Below are 21,026 nucleotides of genomic sequence, written 5' to 3' on the forward strand. Positions count from 1 at the left end.
TGCAATTGAAATATTAGAAAATATCGATGGTAGTATTGATTTTCTATAGAACAGGTGAGCGTTACCTATCAGCTGAAAGATTATCTTAACTTAAAGAATAGATTTTCGGCGTTACTATTAGCAATGTCGATTAACTTTTGGGCATCTATTTCTTTGTGAGTAGCAATGAAGTCAGCAATACATGGAAGGTAGAATGGCGCATTTTCACGTCCTCTAAATGGAACTGGAGTAAGATATGGAGAGTCTGTTTCAAGAAGCATTTGCTCAACAGGTACAATGTCTAAAACATTGCGAACATTTCCTGCATTCTTAAAAGTTACAATACCATTAAATCCAATATGAAACCCTTCGCTTAAACAAAATTCAGCAAGTTCGATACCTGAGGTAAATGAGTGGATAACACCTTTTCTTTTAAGCGTAGTTGAAAAATTCTTCAAGATTGCCTTTGTGTCTGCATCTGCTTCACGTGTATGAATTACAACTGGAAGATCATTATCACATGCAATTTGTAATTGTTTTTCAAAGGCCTCTTTTTGAATATTAGGATCTGAGAACTCATAGTAGTAATCAAGTCCGATTTCGCCAACAGCAACAATTTTAGGATTAGTTAAACTTTCTTCAATTTCTTGATAAGTTCCTTGTGTAATATGCTTGGCCTCATGAGGGTGTATCCCTTGAGTACCGTAGACGATTTCATTGGCCGTGAGATCTCTCACTTTTTTAAGATTGTCAGGGGAGACTGCAATTGTCACAACTTTGTTTACGCCATATTCCTGGCATTTTTCTAGTGTATCAATTAACTCTTGGCCTTTGAGATAGTCGAGATGACAGTGGGTCTCGATCGGACCCACTGCATATTTAGGAATAATTCTTTCTTTTTTTTTGCTCATTAGTTTTTAGCTTTATTTTCTTTTAAAAGGTGATCCATAATGGCCGTATAGTCACTTAATGGCCTTACGCCTTCAATCTTTACACCATTGATTAACTGAGTTGGCGTCGATTGTACATTAAATGAATTGGCCTGAGTGATCATATCCACAACGGCCTGCTTTGTTTCAGGCTTTGCCATACACTCAGTTACACCAAGTTCTTTTCCTTTATTACTAATCCACTCGGCAGTTAGATTTGATTGATTTTCAAAAATTGCATCATGAACAGATTTAAATTTTTGAGGTCCAACACAACTTGCAAGGTAAGCTGCTTCACAGGCCAACTGGTGTAGAGGTCCAGTCATTCCAGCATTACAATTGTGATCTAGTGGATAGAAAAAGTATTGAATATTAATTTTACCTTCGTATTTTTTTTCAATCGTTGGAAGAACTAGGTTCAGTGCATTACACGCTGGACATTGAAAGTCAGAAAAGACTGACATTTGAATAGGTGCATCCTTAAAATCTTCAGTTGAAGAAGCTAGACGGTAAGGAGAAGCTTTGGCCGGAGTTCCTAAGTTATTTAGGTTCTTAAACATAGCAACAATTTGCGCGCTTCTTGCAGTCGAATTTTCAATTTTTGAATTTGTAAAACCATAAGCGACAGATCCACTAATAACCATAGAGATAGTAGCTGTTACAAAGAATTTTGCATCAAAATCACGATCTGCTTTGTTTTGAAACATCATGCCCAGTCCAGTCCAAGATGCGAGATAGTAAAGTGTACAGAATGGACATAGAGTTCCAAGAATTACTAAAGAGTAGATAAATAGGATAAGACACCCAATACCGTTTAGTAGAAGTAGAAGAAATAAACTACCTTCAGCTCTTTTATTATCAATCATATAAAAAAGCATCACCATAGCACCCATTACAATTCCAAAGATAGAGATAGGAACTCCAGCAATATTTGATAGAGGTGAAAGAGTCGCAGCATCACATGTTAAGAATGAATTAATATTACATGCAGAAGCCGAACCAAAACCTACTGGGAACTTAACTTGGTAGTAGTGATTTGTTAGGTAAATAGAGAGGATAAACATTGCAAGACCTGCAACGAAGAATAAAATTTTCTTGTTAAAACTTAGGCGATTTAAAAAACTATCAGTCATATTTTAATTCCTTTTTAAAATATTATAATTTCTCTTAGTTGTTTGATTTCTTCTAAAGCTATTATAGTTGAGATTTGCAAATGTGCATATATTGGTAGATATGACATGTGCATTTGAAAAATTAGCCGCAATTTTTGCCCTTAATTCCTTCTCTAAGCTAAACGTTGTCTTGCCTTCTATCACGGCAAAAGCTTGGGAGTTAGGAAAATTTTGTTTAAATTCTTCGCTAACCTCATAATTTACAGCACTTATGTGTGGGCCAATCAGAATAATTTCAGGCTCAATCCTTTTAATTTCACTGTCTAGAATAATTTGTTCGGCCAAGCCACGCCAGCCAGCATGGATATTAGCGACTCCTGACTTGCCAATAATTACTATGGGAAGACAGTCTGCGGTCTTTATCGCTAGTGGACGTTCGAGCTCGAGGCCAGATATTATTGCATCAGCTTCATTATTATTTGAAGCAGGTGCATTGACCACGGTAGAGGAATGGATCTGGTTTACTTCATCAAAATCAAAATCCGGTCGATCATCATAAACTTCAAAGAGGTAATTTGAAATTTTCTTTTGATAAAGTAGCTTTGCCAAATCTACTCCGATTCCGACTCAAGAAAATCGAGGACTTCTTGAAAGATTGGCGGAGCTGGCTCTTCAAAGAATAATTTCTCTTTAGTAATCGGGTGTGTGAAACCAAGAATTTTTGCATGTAAAAAAGGATGTTCGTAATCTTTGATAATGGCCTTAAGTCGATTATCAACTCGTAAGAGGTCGTTCTTAGGCACACCATAAAGTGGGTCCATAAGAATAGGCGCATTGAGAAGCTGACTCAGATGAACACGAATTTGATGTGTACGTCCTGTTTCAAGCTTAAGCTCAACATGGCTTAGATTTTGGTAATACTTTAGTACTTTATAATTAGTGATAGAGTTCTTACCTGTGCGTACATTCACCGCCATCTTTAAACGATTATTTGGATGACGTCCGATAGTAGACTCTAGTCTACCTTCTGGAGCAAGCTTTGTGCTTACACTAATACACTCATAGTAGCGATCAATATCATGGGCCTGAAAGAGTTTTACAAGTTCTTCGTGGCACTTTTGATTTTTTGCCACAACCATAACACCACTTGTTCCTTTATCAAGACGGTGAACAATCCCCGGGCGTTTTTCATCACCAACACCTTGAATATCTTTACAGTGATGAAGGATTGCGTTGACAAGCGTTCCTGTGTAATTTCCTGGTGCTGGGTGAGTCACCATTCCAACAGGCTTTACGACAATAGCAAGGTGTTCATCTTCAAATAAAATCTTAAGCGGAATATCTTCTGCTTTTGCTGTGGACTCTCTTGGAGGAGGTATATCAACTAGAACTTCTGTACCTACTGCAGGCATTTTCTTTAGTTCTATTTTTACATTAGAAGTAATGGAGCCCTTTTTAAAAAGCTCCTTTAAAAAACTTCTAGATTGCTCAAGCTTACTGGCAAGGACTTGATCGAGTCGAGTAAACTCATCATGGTCTTCTTGGGTGATCTTAATAATAAACTTAGAATTTTGATCACTCATGACAACTTAATTGCCTTCTTTTAAAGCTTTTACTCTTTGAAGGTATGAGTTAGCAACTAGATCAGGGTTTAGCTTTAAGACTTTTGCATATTGGTAGACGAATCCTCTAACGTAAACGATTGCAGGCATCTTATCGACTTCTTCATTTTCAATATATTGTAAAAATGTTTTAGAAATTTTTGTCATATCAGACATACGACTAACATCAACTTTTTTGTACTCACGAACTCTCTTTAGGAATTCACCAGTGTATTCACTACATTGTTCAATTTCTTTTTCAAACTCTGCATTCTGCTCGTATTCTAGGCCGTAGCGTTTCTTTGCAACAAGACGATTCATCTGATTTGTCACTTTAATCGTATTTTCATCTTCAGGCTTTGTTGTTGGTATGTAGTTTGTATCATCTTCGATAACAATTCCACGTGCTTGATTATACTTTTTTCTCTTCGTTGGATTACTTAAAATATTATAAGCTTCCTCAATAAGCTCAAGTACTTTGTGAGCCTCTTCTTCTGATAGGAGAGAGTAAATGGCAAGACTGTCTCCACTGTATGCAGTTTTTGCCGCTGTATATGCCTTTTGAATCTCATCGGCCGAAGCATTTGGTGCAACTTCTAAAACCTCATAATAGTTCTTCTCTTTACTCATTTATTCCTCATTAAATTTATTAAACAATTTTCTTCGTTAGATTTAAAATACGATTGATGACGTGCTCAAAATTCTTTACAAGTGCTGAGTTTGGGAACTCTAGAATCAGAGGTCTCTTTTTCTTTACACTTTGCCAAACTGTTGCATCATATTCAAGAAATCCAACATAATCTAAATTGATACCAAAGTACTTCTTAGAAATGATTCTCATAGCAAAACCAATATCAATATCGGCCTGCGTTCTTGCCTGATTGATAACTAGTTTTGGAGTAATTGCTTCGATTTCTCTCTTTAATTTTAAACCTTGAGCCTCGTTGATTTGCATGGCCTTTTCAATAATCTCAGATGGAGTACGGTTTTCACCGACTTTTCCATTTAGAACTTTATCTATTAGTGGCCCTAGCTCTAAAAAATCATCAACTGATTGAAGTTTACGGTGATAGATTGACTTGATAAAACGGTAAGTATTCTCAATCGAGGTTGGCTCTGGAAGAGTAACTAAAATACCTTGGTCTGCTCCTAAGAAGAAATCTAAAGTATTATTAGTTGTTCCCGCTCCCAGGTCGAGAAGAATATAATCGGCGTCTAATTCACGAAGGTCATTTAAAACTTTTGATTTATGAGCGGCCTTAAGATTGGCCATTCCTAAATTATCCTGTGCTCCACTGATTAAACTTAAATTCTTAAGTGGAGTAGGAGTTATTAGATCTGAAAGTTTTGTATTTGGTTTAGTGAAGTAGTCACTTAAAGTTTTAGACGGAACACTTACCCCTAGACATGTGTGAAGGTTAGCTCCTCCAAGGTCCATATCAATGGCAATAACCTTCATCCCCATAAGGGCGAGACAAATTGATAAATTTGACGTAACAAGACTTTTTCCTACGCCACCTTTTCCGCCGCCAATGGCCCAGATTTTTTTGCCATTATTTGATGCACCTAGATATTGGCCAGCATCTGCTAAATGTGAATTTGTACTATTATTCAAAATACGTCCTTGTATTGCTTGCTTAACTTTCCATCATTATAGCCAAAATTAAAAAGCCTCGAAAAGGTCTTTATTTTATTTTTCTAAAATTATATATTGTTGTAATGGAAAGTATTTATAGATTCCCAAGTAAGTTTGAACCACACTTATTGAGAAAGTTAGTTCATATTTTTGCAGGATTGGGGATTGCCTCAATTTATCTTCTGACTAATCTTGATTCTTATAAGTTTTCAATTGTTGTTCTTGGAGCGAGTGCTTTATTTACACTCGTTGAAATTCTTCGTTTGAAGTTTGATGGAATTAATCAGGTATTTATTAACTCTTGTCGTGGGATTCTTAGGGATACTGAGATTAATGGTTTTACGGGGACGCCATTCTTTCTTCTAGGTATTGGTCTGTCCTTTTTCTTTTTTGATGAGCAAATTGCACTCTTAGCAACAATGATTCTTTCGTTAGCGGATCCAGCTTCTTCATTTGTGGGCATTCGTTATGGTAAAAGAAAAGTAATGCATGATCGAACTTTTGAGGGGTCGTATGCTTGCTTTCTTATGACATTTTTAATTGTGGCAATTTATGGGCTTATGTATTTCCCACTAAGCTTGAAAATTATTATCTTTGCTTTCTTTACAGCAATTGCGACGGCATTGATTGAATTATTATCGACAAGAATTGATGATAATTTCACTCTTTCGTTCTTTAGTGCTTGTGCCATGGCCCTAATAAATATTTTAGTGGCCCTTGTTTAATTGGCCTGTTTAAGCTGAAGTTTTTCACTAACAAATTCTTCAAAAGCCTGTGCCACGATAGGATCTTCATGAAAGATGTGTTCATCTGTAATTAGAGAACTTAAAATTTTAATTTTATCATTGATATTGTCTTGCTCTAAGAGGAGCTGTCTAATTTGACGACTCTTGATAATAAAAGTGGCAACATAATTGATGATTTGATCTGGCTTATTTAGAGTTTCAATAAAGTAGTCACGATCTTGATCATTTGGAATATTGATATCGAGCCAATTATAGAGAATGCTTTCAAGGCGATAGAATTCATCAATATTACTCATGACACATTCATCATCTTTTAAAATTGTAACGTTATACATTGGGTAGGGATTAGATTGGGTAGGGTAATTTACTTGGCATTTTCCAATACAACGTACCAAGACCTTGAGTGTATTTCCATCCACTCTTTCAATCATAAGAGGTTGGCCAATACCAAAGACTTCACATGGGTATGCGAAGTAGGTTTCAAAATCTTTTTCCATGGCCAGAGATATCCCAATGGGGTTTCCTGCGCAAGTGGCCTCTTCGAAAATGTCTTGAAAAATATCATCCACAACATAAAGAGGAAGGGATGTTCCCGGAAAAAAAACGATATTGGGAAGTGTGATTACTGGAATTTCGATACGTTCTGGGAAGTTTAAAGTCATGCTTTATCTTAGCTTTTATAGGCATTTGAAGCATATTAAACCTTATTAAAATAAGTAAATCTTCTTTGCTCATGCTGGAAAGTACGATAGCATAGCACTATGATTTTAAAGCAAATTCCACATTTAGTTTCCACTGTTTGGGGTGGTGAAAAGTTAAAGAAATATAAAGATCCTGAGGGTTCATTTGATGGCCCATTAGGTGAAACATGGGAAGTTTCAACTTTAGAAAATGGCCTTTCTCTTTGTGAGAATAAACAAAGCCTCGAAGAGGCCCTAGAAGGTAAAATCCTTACTTATTTAATTAAATTTATCGACACGAATAAGAACTTATCAATACAAGTTCACCCAGATAATGAATACGCTCATATCCATGAAGATGCTCTTGGAAAAGATGAGTGTTGGTATATTCTAGATGCTGAAAATAATGCAGGAATTTATCTCGGCCTAAAAGATGAAGTCACTAAAGAAAGATTACAAGAGGCCATCGAAAGTGGTGAGAATGTAAATGAGCTTCTAAATTTCATTAATGTTCAAAAGGGCGATTTTTTCAATATTCCGGCCGGTTCAATTCATGCTATCGGTGAGGGAGTTACACTTGTAGAGGTTCAGCAAAGCTCTGGTGTGACATATCGTGTTTGGGATTGGAATCGCATGGGTCTAGATGGAAAGCCTCGTGAGCTTCATGTAAAGAAGGCCATGGATGTTATTAATTTTAAACCAAGCGCTAACAAGTTAGAATATTTTCAATATAAGAACCTAGATAGCAGCGGCTTACTAACAAGTAATAACTATTTCAATGCAAGAATAAAAGTACTCAAAGCAGGAGACGAAAGTGTTTTGTCTTTAAATGGAATAAGCTCGATTGTTATGTTGGAAGGAACTTGTGAAATTGATGATACTGAGATTAATGAGTATGAGTCGGCAGTGGTTAAGGATATTGAGTCCGCTATCTTGAAGGCAATAACGGACTCGAAGGTTTTAGTTGTTAAACAAATTTAGATAATATTACAACTTAGTGGGTATGTTACTTCGTGCCCATTCTTAGTTCGAATAGAGATATAAGTATTCATCTCATTTGAATTCGTCACATCATCAAAGTGAATTTGATATTTTTGGCCGGCAAGTTGGTAGTGCTTTGTTACTGAGTTCCCAACTTTGTGTGTGCGTCCTATTAGGGCATGGGCCGGTGTACGACCTTCTACTTGAATCTGATTTCCTTTTAAATTGAACTCAATATTCTTGCGCATTGTAGAGCATTTAAAATTAACAGAAGCCTGAGCTGATACTGTAAATAATAGTGAAAATGCAATTAAGCTAAGTAGTTTCATATTCCCTCCAAGATTTAGACACTGTCTTAGTTGCAGGAATAATGCCAATTATTTAGATGTGATATCGGATGGTTAGGAAGGGGGAGAAGGTGTAATTATTTTGCAATTGTCTAAATTTTATTCGAAATCCTTGAGGTAGTATTCCGCAAGGTCTTCATCTGAAACCTCTTCTTTTAAATCCTTCTTTCTAAGCTCAAGAGGAATACTACTAGAATCATCATCAACTTTCTCATTGAATCCAAATGGGCAATGAAGACAGCCACTTTCACAGCAGTAACCACGACGTAAATGGAACTCTTTAGTAAAAACAGTATTACCGTCTTCATTAATGTAGAAATCTTTTTTGGAATCGTCGTAAGAATTGGTCATAGGCTTTAAATAAGTAAGGCCCCTAATTCAGGGGGCCTAAAGTGTGTGTGGTGTTTTGCAAAACGGTCATTCTTATATCGAATAAAATTTATTACATCAAGGGAATTTTCAAGTAGATCTACAATGATGCAACACGTATACAGATTGCATATTGTAAGTAGCTAAAAATTAAAATACAATAAAATCTAGACTAAATTTATTAATGGTAACAAATGGAGCTGTCCTGTGACTAAACCTTGGCTTAAGCACTACCAGAATGGTGTTTCTGAAGAAATTAATCCTGAATTATATACTTCAATTCCAGCATTATTAGATGAAAGCTTTGCAAAATTTGCTGATAGGCCATCTTTTCACTGTATGGGAAAGACTCTAACGTATAAAGAAATCGATCATCTTTCTAAGAAGTTTGCTTCTTATTTACAGAACGATCTTGGGCTTAAAAAAGGTGACCGTGTCGCAATAATGATGCCTAATATTCTTCAGTATCCGGTTGCGCTTTTCGGAATTCTTCGTGCAGGTATGGTTTGTGTTAACGTGAACCCTCTTTATACTGCGAGGGAGCTTGAGCACCAGTTAACAGATTCACAATCAAAAGTTATTATCATTTTTGAAAACTCAGCTTCTGTTCTTGCAGAGGTTGTAAAGAACACACCGATTGAGCATGTTTTAGTAACTCAAATAGGTGATATGCTAAAGTTTCCAAAGTCATTACTTGTAAATTTTGTTATTAAGCACGTTAAGAAGATGGTACCAAATTGGGATCTTCCTGGAGCAAAGTCATTCCTTGAGGCCCTTGATAAAGGGGATGAGACTAAGTTTAAGAAACCAGAAATAAATAGCTCAGATCTAGCGTTTCTTCAGTACACAGGTGGAACAACTGGTGTCTCTAAAGGCGCAGAGCTTATTCACAGAAATATTGTTGCCAACTTGCTTCAAGCTGGAGAGTGGATTTCTCCGGTTGTTAAAGAAGGTGAAGAGATTATTATCACGCCATTGCCACTTTACCATATCTTCTCTTTAACAGCGAACTGCTTCACGTTTTCTAAAATTGGAGCATTAAATGTTCTGATTACTAATCCAAGAGATATTCCTGGATTTATTAAAGAACTTAAGAAATGGGAGTTTACCGCCCTTACAGGTGTTAATACTCTCTTTAATGGACTTTTAAATAATGAAGATTTTAAAACTGTTGATTTTTCATCACTAAAGCTAACTCTTGGTGGTGGAATGGCCGTTCAACGTGCCGTAGCTGAAAGATGGAAAGAAGTAACAAAAACTCCATTAATTGAAGCTTATGGTTTAACTGAAACATCTCCTGCCGCTTGTATCAATCCATTAGATCTTAAAGACTACAATGGAAAGATCGGTCTACCTGTTTCGTCAACAGATGTATGTATCAAAGATGACGATGGTAATACGTTAAATGTAGGTGAAGTTGGTGAGATTTGTATTAAAGGTCCACAGGTAATGAAGGGGTATTGGGGACGTCCTGAAGAGACGGCCAAAGTTATGACTGATGATGGATTCTTCAAGTCAGGTGATATCGGGATTATGGATGAAGATGGTTTCTTTAAGATTGTTGACCGTAAAAAAGATATGATCCTTGTTTCAGGGTTCAATGTTTATCCAAATGAAATCGAAGAGATTATTGTAACTCACCCTAAAGTTTTTGAATGTGCTGCTGTTGGTGTACCACATGAAAAATCAGGTGAAATTGTAAAACTCTTTGTCGTTAAAAATGATCAGTCCTTAACTGAAGAAGAATTAATGGCATTCTGTAAAGAGAATTTAACTGGTTATAAGAGGCCAAAGATTATCGAATTTAGAACTGAACTTCCTAAATCAAATGTCGGGAAGATTCTAAGAAAAGATCTAAGAGGACAGTAATCCTCGCAAAATAAAAGGGAGCTATTTAGCTCCCTTTATATTTTATAATTTCAATTTTTTTAACTGACTAATAGTATCCAGATTATAAGTATTAATTCTCAACGTCGAATAAGCTGCTTCCTTCACAACTGCATCTACAAACTCTGGCTTTGTTGCCCCTGTTAAGGCATCCGTCATTTCAGTTGGATGTTTAACCTTTTTAAAAACTTTTGGGTTTAGTCCAATTAGCAGATGAAGGCGACTGATATCATCTTCAGTCATTGGCCTATGAAACTTTTTTGTTAATCCACTCTTAGATTTTAGTTTTAGAAACTCATACTTAGTATTGTAAAAGAGTGTGAAAATCACAGGTAAGCAGGCACTATTGCATCCTGTCGTCGTATTTACTTCGCGGATAAATCCCAGTTTCTTTCCATTTTTGTCATAGGCAATTTGAATGGCCGTATTAATTGGGTTGTCACTAATCGTGTCCAAAATATTAACTTTCTTAAGTTTTGTGATCTTAGGAAAAACAGATTGGTAAAAATTAATATTATTTGCAAAAGAAAAGGAGAATGATAAAAATAAAACAAAAATTATTTTAAACATAGGCATCCCCAATGAGAATTTTGTTATTAGTGCTAATTTTACTTCATTCTATGACTTTTGCTCAAAAAGTGCAACGCAACGTTAAAGCTACTCCTGCTCTTGATGATAAGCAATTCGTCATTGTGCCAGGTCCGTCATATATGCCAAGTACTAAACTTGGAGTTGATCTCATTGGAATGTATCTCTTTGATGCAAATGGAGGAAAGTATAAGAATAGTTTAAAGCCGGTACCGCCTTCAATTATTGGTGCTTTTGGAAAGATTACAACAAATGGAACGGCCATGGGGGCGATTGGAGCTAAGCTTCACTTAGGTGAAGATAAATGGCGACTTACTGCTGGTTATATTGAAGGAAATATTCTTAGTCAGATGTTTCAAGCTGACCTTGAACGCTTTCTTGATACTTCAAATAAAATTCGTGCTGTAATTGTTAATGTAAACCGAAGAGTCTGGAAGAGTTTATTTATCGGTGGAGGAATCATTTGGAATGAAGTTATTTTTAAGGCCGATATAAATCCTGCAAATTATGCAACAAATACTGGATTAAAATTTAATCTATTTTACGATACTCGAGATAATACATTTTCTCCAACAAGCGGTTTCTATTTTAATACTCGTACAAATTTTTACCGTGAGAATCTTGGTGGAGATGATAATATTACAACGCTTGAAGCGACATTTTCACGCTATATTTCCCTAGCCGGAAACTCTAATCATCTCTTTTCTTGGCTCCTCGATTCAAGTTTTAATCTTGGTGATACGAACCCAAATTATAACTATAATTATGGTTCACGTGGCCCTCGTGGATACACTGGAAAGGTTTATGAAGGTGCAAATATGATTCGTGTTGAAGGAGAGTATAAGCATTACTTTGAATCTATAATGGAAGGAAAACTTGGGGTTGCTGGTTTTGCGGGCGTTGGTTTTGCCTTTGGTGGAGAATCAAGAGTTGGAAATGAGATCCCGGCAGATATTTTTGAAGCAGATCCATTGGCCCATATTGGGACAGGGGTTCGCTACAAAGTTCTTCCTAAGCAAAACCTTAATTCCCGTATTGATATCGCTTATGGCCGAGAGAAAGAATTTACGATGTACTTTGCCTTGAATGAGGCCATTTGATCAAATCACATGAAGTAGACACTATGTTCATTTTTTAGACACCATGTAATAATATAAGTTCATGAAATCATTGATGTTCTATACCTGTTAGTTGGCACTATGATTGCATCATACAGGGTATGAAACTTCAAAAGCTAATCTCATTCATTATTATCTCTCTATGTTCATTCCAGATGGCTTTTGCTCAAACTATCGAAAATACAAGATCTGTGGCAAGCGTTTATGATCTGGCCGAAACTCTGGCCGAGCTAAAAGAAATTAAGAAGAATCTACGTGGTAGAGTTTCAAGCGATTTATCTGAAGAAGAGATGGCACAAATTGCACTGGGCCTGCAAGCTCAAAGCGCACAAGAGTCACAAGGTGAAGCGGAGTTTCAAACTGAGTTCATAACTTTTCTTGATTCGATTAAGAAGAATTCATGTGGTGTAAAGGATTATCAAGAAGAGCAAAAGCCGGTAGAAGCAAAGAAAGTTACAAGGGGAGATAACCTTTTTTCTAGTATTGCTGCAGTTATTGCTGAAGTTAAAGTTGATGAAAAACTAAATCGTAAACAAAATAGAAAAATCGACACTTTATCGGCCCAAGTTCTAAAGTATTTTTCAAGAGCTAAATCTCTAAAGTCTAAGGTTGAGAATATTATCAATAATACAAATGAAGCTTATGCAGATAAAGAAGAATTACTTCTGGCCTTCAATGATTCTATTGTTAAAGGCCTTTATGATATTAAAGTAATTCTTTCTCCATTTAGAAATATGTCTGCAATTAACATGAATGAAATTCTTCCAAAGCTTACGACGGACTTTATCGAAGAGGATACTGAATTATATAACTTTCTTATTCACGGTGAAATGAAGGATAAAATTTTCTTTACAGTGAATATTGATGGAAGTGATGTTGAGTTAAAACTTAATACATTCCTAAACTCCAAGAGAAATGTTGTTACAATTAATGAATCACCAAGTGCAAAGAACTATCTGCGTGCACTTAGAATTCTAACGATTCAAATGATGGCAACTCAAATTAAAAACTATGATCTAATGATCGAGTCTAAAGAAGATAAGATTGTAATTCCAAAAAGCTGTCGTAGTGAGTTAAATGGCTCATGGCCACACCTTTTAGAGCTTAAAGTAGATGAGTCTGTTGCAAAGACATATCTAGATAATCTTATTAAGAATTCTGGGCTTTCATATGATGAAGGAAGTCTAGAGCTTATGAGTGTTAGAGAAGCGCAGGAGCTAAACCCTCTAGCTGAGACAATGGTTTCTTCAACTTCTGTTGAGAACTTTCTAAGAGCGGCAAAGGGTAAGGAAGGAACTAATTTCTACCAAAAGTTTCTAAAGGCCGGTTTTGATGAAGTCAATGCTTATAATAAATTTGTTGATATGAAGATGGGTGAAGTTGCTCAGGCTTATAAGAAGAATATCTACTCTTATGAGAGAGGATCAAGATCAAGAAAGTCTAAAGAGGTAACAACTAAGGATATCGCTCTTATAAATGATATCATTGCCGTTGTTCCAGAATCAAAAACAATAGAAGTTGATATTTATGAAGGTGATCAGAAGTATGTTGAAAATATATATCCTTCAGCAATTAATGTTTCTCCGTACCTCGCATCTAAAATGGCCCAGGCCCGAACAGAAAATTTAGAAGATATCATTAGTGACTCAATTAAAAATGAGCTTAAGAATAATAGAGTTGTTATTGAATTTCCATCTTTATACTCTCAAGAAGCTTACCGTAACTGGGGACTTAATACTCTTTATCAAAAGGCACTAGATCTTCAAGATGAAGAAGAGTTTAAAGTAGGTTCACGTCACAATAATATGCTATTTGGTTTTTGTTATAGAAACCCAGCTCAGCTTTGTAAGGGACTATCAAGAAAATCAAATGTACTTAAAAGAGTTGTAAGTTATATCGATTCTCTAAAGATTGATGGAAAATTTATTCCTGTTGCTCGTTTGGATAAAACAAAGGTTAAGGAGAGTTATGTAACTCTTGCAAAGGTATTTGATTACCTAAGAACGGGGCCAAAAGCTTTTCCTGAGCTAGTAACAAATGAGTACGATTACTTATTAGATCAAATGCAGGCGCTAAATCCTCTTGCAAAAGTGAGACTTGGCTATCTTGTCGCTCGTGAGGAGCTTAAAAATATTCGAGATGGTCGAGTTAAGACATATAAGAAAACTTCTCGTGGAATGAGAGTTGATTATAGCTATAAGTGTTTTAATAATAATATGAATGCTTATCTTGAAAATCTTGAAGAGGCCGCAGAGATCCTTAAAGTTAACCGTAGTATCAGACCTAACTTTCTTACAAGTGAATTAAATAAAGATGAGTATAAAAGACTATGGAATACAATCTTTGATGAGTTTAATAAAGATACGACTCAAATTATGACTGCAGAGCTTAACACTGGTAAGAAAGCTTTTGAGTTAATTGATTCTCTATCGAATAAAGTAACTCTAGAACGTAATCAAATTGAAGATGCTGCAAATGAAGCAATTGAAGGTCGTCTACTTTATCAAACAGCAGAAGATATTAGCGCTCGTCTACAAGAAGAAGATGTTGAAAAAATCGCTTTTTATAAAGAGATTTTAGCAGCTAAGTCACATACTGAAAGAGCTGCAATTTTTGATTCTCGTCCAGCTAGCATTGATATCTTTGATGACTATGATTTAGTACATAACTTCCTAAAGCTAAATATGGATCTTAAGACTCCAGTATATAAAGAGATTTTAAAGAGATCAGCTCTTAAGCGTCAGCAAGATACTTATAAGAAGATGAATAAATTCTGCCAAATTGATGAAGACGATATTGATAGTCTTAAAGAGAACTTCTTTGCAACTGTTAAGATTCAAGATCAGCTAAATCAGCTTCTTGGAATTCCTGCTGTTCCAAAAGAATTAATGGATAGAATGGATGATTGGAATAGCGATGAAAAATGGGCCATGTTTAATGGTGTATTTGGCTTCCTTCTTGGTATGGGAGCTGTTCTAGCAGCTGGTTCATGTACAATAGTTACTGGTGGACTATGTGGTCTTGCTATCGCTGGGGCCGGGGCCGTCGGATTTGGTATGCAAGCAAATGCAATTCGCTTAGAAACAAAAGTAAAGTTCCGTGCTGATAGAAGTGAAGAATATGTAGGTGAAATGGCCGATCTTGGTTTCACTGATTCAAACTCAACTGAGAATGTTGCAAGAGGGTGGATGGCCGTAGCATTTGAAGTTATTGGAACAATCTCAATGATTTCAATCCTGACAAGAAGTGTTTCAGTTGGTTCAAAAATCTTCAAAGAATCACTGAAGGCCATTGTTAAGAATCGTTCCCAACTAGGAATTAAAGAAGCTTTAAAGCAGTCGGGGAAAGATGCTTCTGTTATCGTAAATGAATCAGAAGTTGAATTTGCAAAGCTAGTTCTAGGACTAAAAAAATATAGTGATGTATTCAAGAAAATGCTTTCTTCTAAGTCGATGGATGATATCGCTGAGAATTTAAGAAACCTAGATTTAGATGAAGAGTTCGTTGAGAAAACTCTTAAGAAAATGGATCGTATTGAAGCTAATTATACAGCTGGAAAGCTATCTCAGACGAGTTATAACAAAGCAATTAAGAATATTGTTGCAAGTGTTGAAGAAGCAATTACTCGCTCTCATGGTGGAATCTATCGTTATACAAGTGATGTTGCTGTTAACTTAAATTACTCTCAAGTAGATGAGGCCCTGGGAAATACTGTTTCAAAACTTTTTAATGGAAGCCCACTGGAGCTAAGACACTATATGGGTAGCTATGTGAAAAGACTTAATGCTTCTAAACTAAATAATTCTTCAAAAGCTGCACGTTCAAAACTGAGAGTGAGAAAAGCAGACCAAGGTCAATATATGACAGGAACTAATTGGATCGTTCGTGCTTGGAATGAGAATACTGCAAACCTTGCTAAGAACCGTCGTCAGTTCCTTAAAATTTATGATGAGCTACAAAGACTTCCGGAAGCAGAATTAGCTGACTATATTGCTAAGAATGCAGATATATTAACTGAGATTTTTGTGAAGATTCCTTTAAGAAAGAGAGACTTTCCATATATGCTAATTCAAGGAGCACCTCATACTGGTGGCTTTTTTGGAAGAAGACTTCCTGTCATCTCTGCTGTCGGCGAAGGCGTACTAATGAGAAAGATATTTACTGCACGCGCAAGACTTATCTCTGAAGTAGCACGTCGCTCAGCTCGTGAAACTCTTGGAATGAAGAAAGTTCTTATGGCCGAGACTGTAGGCGACCTTTACCGTGGACTTGAAGTATCTGCTCTTGAGGCGCTCCCAAAGATGACTAAGAAGGAAGTTGCTGAAGTTGAATCAATGATTGCTACTGTAAAAGAGAAGGCAATTTCAGGTATTATTAGAAATTTAGAAAGTGATCGTACTACCGTTAAGTTTATGAATAAGTACGGTGTAAGCTTTGATGGCCTTACTCCTGATCAAACATATACAGAGCTAAATAGAATTCTTTATTCTCCAAATGGGACTATTGAAAACACTCTTTCTCGCTATCTGTGGGCAAGTGCTGATGTTGAAGGACTATTTAAGGCCCCTGAATTTTCAGGTTTAGCTTATAAAGTTATGAGAGACACAATTGAAAAAGATAATATTGGAAGTTTACAACGCTACCTAAATGCTCTCAAAGTACTACAAATTAAGGACAATGGAACACTTGGTAGCGTCGAAATTTTTTAGACTATTTAGAAAAACATTTAGTATCTGGATCTCTTAAATATTCAAGCAAGGCCAGCTTCTTTTGACGAGTTGCTGGTGTTCTTGCTTCATCGGCTTCTCTTTGAAGAACATCAAAGAAAGCATCCATCGTACCTTTTTTCGTATCTTTCATTTCATCAGATGTCGCTTTTAAAAGACGAGTTAACTCAGTCATTTCTGCGTCACTAAAGCCACTTGATAGGAATGAGTAGAACTTGTGTCCATTTGTATTACTGAATAGATCAACCTTCCCACCACTAACTGAAACATCTCTGATGGCCGCGATTAAATCTTTTTGTACAGGTGAACCGACTTTCTCCGCTGTTAAAAAGTAGAGTAGTGCTTCTTCATCCGTTGCATTAAGCATTGGTGTACGGCTTGACCATTTTTGAGACTTAACTGCAGAGTTAATTTGGCGTGTTAGCTTAACAGGTGAGCTATAACGAGACATTACCTTAAAGATTCTTTGAGAGTAATCATCTTTCATCTCAGACAGAACAAAATTGAAACCAGCATCAGATAGATTCTTATTCACGCACGGTGCACATGAAAGTATACCGCTCTTATTATAACCATAACGTTGCGACAGGTAGACAAAGTTATTGATTGCATTCTTAATTTCTTCAGCTGTAGCAGACTCTTTTGAAAAGACTTCTTCTACTCTCTGAAAGCGGGCCTTATCTTGAGATCCAGAAACCATCATCTTTAATGTATTCATACTAAAGTCTTCTTTCTTTCCAGTATGAGAAAGATCTTTCATTGCTAATTCAATATTGTTGGCAACTACAGACCTTACTTCTTGATCTGCGATTCCACTTTTTACTAAAAGCTCATCTAGGCCGTGACCTGCTGACTTAAATACACTGAATACCGAACCAAATGACAATTGACTCGTAAGCATTAGGAATACTATTTTTGATGATAATTTCATTCAAACCCTCTTCTGATAATTTCTTAAGTAAAATATCGGCTAAATTTGATCAAATATTTAGTAAGGAGCTGTGTGTTACGAGTGTGAATCCTTGAAATATCAAGGAAATCAGGATGTTATGAAGATGAACAATTCTTGAATTAAGATATTCACTTGGGTACAATGACGCCTCACTTTGGGGAACATATTATGGTAAACTTATTTAAAGTATTAGTTTTATCTACTTTTTTACTACCAAATCTGGCATTGGCAAGTATCGATGGAGCGACAGAATCTGAGATTGAAACTTGTCGCCGTCTAAGAATTTTTCTTGCTGGAGCTGTTGGTGAAGTAGAATGCCAAACTGAATATCAGATCTACTCTAAGTTTGTCGGGAACTACGATCGCCAGAGAGTAAAAAATGAATCAAAGAATGTTCGTATTGGTGCCTTTAATTTATTTAAGCCAGGTGCTACTCAGACAGAATACAAAGATCATCAATTAGTTGCTGAAGTAGTTAATCACTGGGATGTTGTTGCAGCAATTGAGCTTACTTCAAACAACGGACTAAGCAAGAGGCACAATGACGCAATCGTTGAGTACTATACAAATCGTCTAACTGAAATTGAAACAACTAGTACTGACTTAAATTCTTTAACAACACGAAATGAATTGGCCCTTATTCGTGAGCAATACGATTTTCCAGGATATATTCTTCTTCTTAAAGAACTACAAAAGCTAGACCCTTCTTGGTCGCTTGTTCTATCTGGTAAGCAAGAGGGAAGTGAGAACGCAACAGTAAAGGAACTTACAGGTTTCTACTATAGAAGTAGTGTTGTGAGTCTAAAGAAGACTAACTACTGTCGTGATCGTTATGGAAGAAGTGGTAAATTTGGTTGTCTTCCTGTTTTAGATGAGAAGACTTTTGGCCGTGATGTTGATGGGCTATTTTCTAGAAGGCCATTTATTTCTACATTTGAATCAGGAGAGTTTGATTTTACTCTTCTTGCAACACACGTTATTCATAATGCTCCTTCAGACGAAGATCTTCAGAAAAAAATTCTTAAAAATGTTTATGGTGTTGAAGACTATAAAGATATTGGGCCAGGTGTTACTCAACTGAAGTATGCTCGTTTCGCCGAAGTTAGATTAATGGCCGAGTTTGTCGACTATCTAAGAAAGTCATACTACGAACAAGACTATATTATTCTGGGTGACTTTAATTTAGAGAGTTCAAATAATTACTGGGAAACTTTCTTTAAAGACTTTAGTAATCTAGAGATTAAAATTGAAGGTGCAACTTCAATGGCCGTTGGAAAGAGCCTTTCAGATGGAACAATTACTCATGGGACAAAGAGTAATTATGATCATTTTCTTTTTGATCCTAGTGAAACAACTAACTGCCAAGGTGACGGTTCTGCTAAAATCTTTAATTTTATTGAAGGAGATTTTTCTCGTCTGATTAACAGAAGATACCTTGTACGTTCAAATGCCATGTATTATTCAACGACAAGAGAGAAAGAGATGTACCGCTTAAAAGCTGGTGGCCGTGAAAAAGTAGAATCACTTGTAAGCAATTATGTACGCTCTATTGAAAATAAAATGACGGTAAAGAGTGGTCAGCTTGTGAAGAGATTTGATATCGAAGAAAGCAAGCAAGAGTTCTACGATCGTGTGATCGACTCTCAATTATTTGATAAGACTTATTATAGCTATCTAAAAGAGGTAATAAGTGACCATTTACCAATCTATATGAATTGTTCAAATCAATACGACAACGACTAGTTTTATCAGTGCCTAGGCATTGATCGAATTTGGGAAACAACGAACATAGAAAGCCTCCGAATGGAGGCTTTCTATTATCTAAGTGCTTAATAATACGTGTTTTCTGACTGTGTTTTTCTTGAACGGCCTATGAAATATGTTCACAATAGAAGATATTTACCCGCAGGAGCTCTAAAATCTAAATATTAATCAACTTAATGAAAGGTTTTAATATGATCAGAGCAAAAGAGCTTATTTGTTTTACGGCAATCCTTATGGGGGTTACTTCTTGTCAAAATGATAGTGTAACTATTGAACAATTAGTGGAAGCCAGTAGTAGTAATATTGTTATTGGTAATGAAGATCGTAGATTAAGTGCTGATAACTTAAATAAAGTTTTTTACCAAAAAGTAGGTCAGTTAAGAACAGATATCACATTTTCTAATTCAGGTCTTAAGAAGACTTCAACATGTAGTGCTGCTCTTGTGAATAAAAGTTTCATCATTACAGCAGCTCATTGTGTTTATCTTGGAAAGACAAATGAATTACATAAGAACACTTTCTTTTATCCTGGAATCGATGGTTTCAACAACGCTGATAAGGGACGTTATCCTGTTATTCGTGTTTACCACCCAGATAACTACGATAATATGCGCCCTTATTCAACAAATGATATCGCAATTGTTGAGCTTGGAGCTGCTAGTGATGGATCTCTTGCTGGAAGCAAGGTAGGGACTAGTGGCATTTCGGGCAAAGAATATTTTCCTGAAGGTGAAACTTTATTAATTGGCTACCCTGGAGATAAGCCAGACGCAAGACAGTTTTTTGAAACAGGTTGTGAAGTTGATATTGAGGTTGAAAACAAACTTGTTATGGATTGTGATGTTTTTAGCGGACAAAGTGGTTCACCTATTTTTGTCTATAATGCTAAGTACGATAATTTCTATATTCATGGTGTTGTTACAAGTGAAAGTACTATGTACAAAGAAAATTACGGAAGCTTTATTTCAAAAGAACGATATAAAATCTTTAATAGTATTTTTGAAGGAAAGTTTTCAACAGAAAATGAATTTGAGGAGCAGTGGGTAACAAAGAAAATAGAGCAAGATCAACTTGTACGAATTATTGTAAAGAATACTTGTCATAATAACGAAGCAAGAGTTGCTTTAAATTTCAAAAATCTTGATGATGAGTGGGTAAAGAAAGGTTTCTATAGTGTTGGTGCTGGAGAGAGAAGAGAGCTTGCTGTAAGTCGAAATGGTGTCTTCTATTTAGCAGCAAAAAATAGAAGTTGGAAATCGATCATTAGTGGCCCACATTCATATGAGCTACCAAGAAGTGGATCGCAAAAATTCAAAAAATATTCAGTAAATAAGTATGGGGACTATGTCGTAAACGTTCCGTGTTATTAATTTCATTTGATTAAAATTTAAGCCGAAGTTGGCCATCGCAGGCGAGCGCTATATTGCTCAGATTATCAAGTACATATGAAGTTGTGGAAAATACCATTGCTCCAGAGGCAACAGTGAGCTGCGACTCCTGCCTTTCTCTGACATACAATTCATCCTTAACATAAAAGCCTGCATAAACGCAGGCTTGTTGAAATTGTTTTCTAGCTAAAGTGTAAGGGAGCTATAACAACGTTAAATCTT

18 protein-coding genes are annotated in these 21,026 nt (G+C 36.0%); 7 read left to right on the forward strand and 11 right to left on the reverse strand.

Features of this window, described 5'->3' with window-relative positions:
* Positions 1 to 80: 80 nt before the first annotated feature.
* From M902_RS12015 to M902_RS12040, 6 genes are read right to left on the reverse strand one after another with little or no spacing between them, the layout of a single operon-like run.
* Positions 81 to 890: a TatD family hydrolase gene (locus M902_RS12015; RefSeq protein WP_021268063.1), complete on the reverse strand. Its 810-nt coding sequence runs from the start codon at positions 888 to 890 to the stop codon at positions 81 to 83.
* The gene (locus M902_RS12020; RefSeq protein WP_021267800.1) at positions 890 to 2,041 is read right to left on the reverse strand and encodes a thioredoxin domain-containing protein; all 1,152 of its coding nucleotides are present in this window, start codon (positions 2,039 to 2,041) and stop codon (positions 890 to 892) included. Before M902_RS12020 ends, M902_RS12015 begins: the two co-directional genes overlap by 1 nt.
* A gap of 3 nt (positions 2,042 to 2,044) precedes the next feature.
* Complete coding sequence (locus tag M902_RS12025) at positions 2,045 to 2,629, reverse strand: polyphenol oxidase family protein (RefSeq protein ID WP_021268633.1); 585 nt, start codon at positions 2,627 to 2,629, stop codon at positions 2,045 to 2,047.
* A gap of 2 nt (positions 2,630 to 2,631) precedes the next feature.
* Entirely contained in the window at positions 2,632 to 3,603 is a 972-nt protein-coding gene (locus M902_RS12030; RefSeq protein ID WP_021268512.1) for an RluA family pseudouridine synthase, read from the reverse strand.
* A 6-nt stretch (positions 3,604 to 3,609) separates the two neighbouring features.
* Positions 3,610 to 4,251, reverse strand: a complete 642-nt coding sequence (locus M902_RS12035; protein ID WP_021268298.1) for a helix-turn-helix transcriptional regulator — start codon at positions 4,249 to 4,251, stop codon at positions 3,610 to 3,612.
* Between the two features lie 19 nt (positions 4,252 to 4,270).
* A complete protein-coding gene (locus M902_RS12040; protein WP_021268144.1) occupies positions 4,271 to 5,236 on the reverse strand; it encodes a P-loop NTPase in 966 nt (321 codons plus the stop codon).
* A 104-nt stretch (positions 5,237 to 5,340) separates the two neighbouring features.
* Here M902_RS12040 and M902_RS12045 point away from each other — a divergent pair, with 104 nt between their 5' ends.
* Positions 5,341 to 5,982 carry a diacylglycerol/polyprenol kinase family protein gene (locus tag M902_RS12045; RefSeq protein WP_021267990.1) on the forward strand — a complete coding sequence of 214 codons (642 nt, stop codon included), beginning with the start codon at positions 5,341 to 5,343 and terminating at the stop codon, positions 5,980 to 5,982.
* Here M902_RS12045 and M902_RS12050 read toward each other — a convergent pair.
* Complete coding sequence (locus M902_RS12050) at positions 5,979 to 6,665, reverse strand: LON peptidase substrate-binding domain-containing protein (RefSeq protein ID WP_021268070.1); 687 nt, start codon at positions 6,663 to 6,665, stop codon at positions 5,979 to 5,981. The genes M902_RS12045 and M902_RS12050 overlap by 4 nt on opposite strands.
* 99 nt (positions 6,666 to 6,764) lie before the next feature.
* On the opposite strand from M902_RS12050, the gene M902_RS12055 reads away from it, so the two are divergent.
* Positions 6,765 to 7,664: a type I phosphomannose isomerase catalytic subunit gene (locus tag M902_RS12055; RefSeq protein ID WP_021268312.1), complete on the forward strand. Its 900-nt coding sequence runs from the start codon at positions 6,765 to 6,767 to the stop codon at positions 7,662 to 7,664.
* Here the strand turns inward: M902_RS12055 and M902_RS12060 are convergent.
* Together M902_RS12060 and M902_RS12065 are read right to left on the reverse strand one after the other, a co-directional pair.
* Positions 7,661 to 7,993, reverse strand: a complete 333-nt coding sequence (locus tag M902_RS12060; RefSeq protein WP_021267790.1) for a hypothetical protein — start codon at positions 7,991 to 7,993, stop codon at positions 7,661 to 7,663. The two genes, M902_RS12055 and M902_RS12060, sit on opposite strands and share 4 nt — an antisense overlap.
* Positions 7,994 to 8,110: 117 nt before the next feature.
* Positions 8,111 to 8,362 carry a DUF5522 domain-containing protein gene (locus tag M902_RS12065; RefSeq protein ID WP_021268137.1) on the reverse strand — a complete coding sequence of 84 codons (252 nt, stop codon included), beginning with the start codon at positions 8,360 to 8,362 and terminating at the stop codon, positions 8,111 to 8,113.
* 225 nt (positions 8,363 to 8,587) lie between these two features.
* Between M902_RS12065 and M902_RS12070 the strand changes: the two genes are divergently transcribed.
* Complete coding sequence (locus M902_RS12070; RefSeq protein WP_021267779.1) at positions 8,588 to 10,249, forward strand: long-chain-fatty-acid--CoA ligase; 1,662 nt, start codon at positions 8,588 to 8,590, stop codon at positions 10,247 to 10,249.
* Positions 10,250 to 10,291: 42 nt separating this feature from the next.
* On the opposite strand, the gene M902_RS12075 is transcribed toward M902_RS12070, so the two are convergent.
* The gene (locus tag M902_RS12075; RefSeq protein WP_021267906.1) at positions 10,292 to 10,837 is read right to left on the reverse strand and encodes a hypothetical protein; all 546 of its coding nucleotides are present in this window, start codon (positions 10,835 to 10,837) and stop codon (positions 10,292 to 10,294) included.
* An 11-nt stretch (positions 10,838 to 10,848) separates the two neighbouring features.
* Here M902_RS12075 and M902_RS12080 point away from each other — a divergent pair, with 11 nt between their 5' ends.
* Together M902_RS12080 and M902_RS12085 are read left to right on the forward strand one after the other, a co-directional pair.
* The gene (locus M902_RS12080; protein ID WP_021268000.1) at positions 10,849 to 11,955 is read left to right on the forward strand and encodes a BamA/TamA family outer membrane protein; all 1,107 of its coding nucleotides are present in this window, start codon (positions 10,849 to 10,851) and stop codon (positions 11,953 to 11,955) included.
* A gap of 119 nt (positions 11,956 to 12,074) precedes the next feature.
* The gene (locus M902_RS12085; RefSeq protein ID WP_021268122.1) at positions 12,075 to 16,682 is read left to right on the forward strand and encodes a hypothetical protein; all 4,608 of its coding nucleotides are present in this window, start codon (positions 12,075 to 12,077) and stop codon (positions 16,680 to 16,682) included.
* A gap of 1 nt (position 16,683) precedes the next feature.
* Here M902_RS12085 and M902_RS12090 read toward each other — a convergent pair whose 3' ends face one another.
* The gene (locus tag M902_RS12090) at positions 16,684 to 17,631 is read right to left on the reverse strand and encodes a hypothetical protein (RefSeq protein ID WP_021268367.1); all 948 of its coding nucleotides are present in this window, start codon (positions 17,629 to 17,631) and stop codon (positions 16,684 to 16,686) included.
* Positions 17,632 to 17,820: 189 nt separating this feature from the next.
* On the opposite strand from M902_RS12090, the gene M902_RS12095 reads away from it, so the two are divergent.
* Together M902_RS12095 and M902_RS12100 are read left to right on the forward strand one after the other, a co-directional pair.
* Positions 17,821 to 19,395: an endonuclease/exonuclease/phosphatase gene (locus M902_RS12095; protein ID WP_021268650.1), complete on the forward strand. Its 1,575-nt coding sequence runs from the start codon at positions 17,821 to 17,823 to the stop codon at positions 19,393 to 19,395.
* Positions 19,396 to 19,592: 197 nt separating this feature from the next.
* Positions 19,593 to 20,786, forward strand: coding sequence for a serine protease (locus M902_RS12100; protein WP_040314774.1), 1,194 nt, complete (start codon positions 19,593 to 19,595; stop codon positions 20,784 to 20,786).
* Positions 20,787 to 21,026 lie beyond the last annotated feature (240 nt).

The organism is Bacteriovorax sp. BAL6_X (genome assembly GCF_000443995.1).
In the GTDB taxonomy this organism is placed as follows: Bacteria; Bdellovibrionota; Bacteriovoracia; order Bacteriovoracales; family Bacteriovoracaceae; genus Halobacteriovorax_A.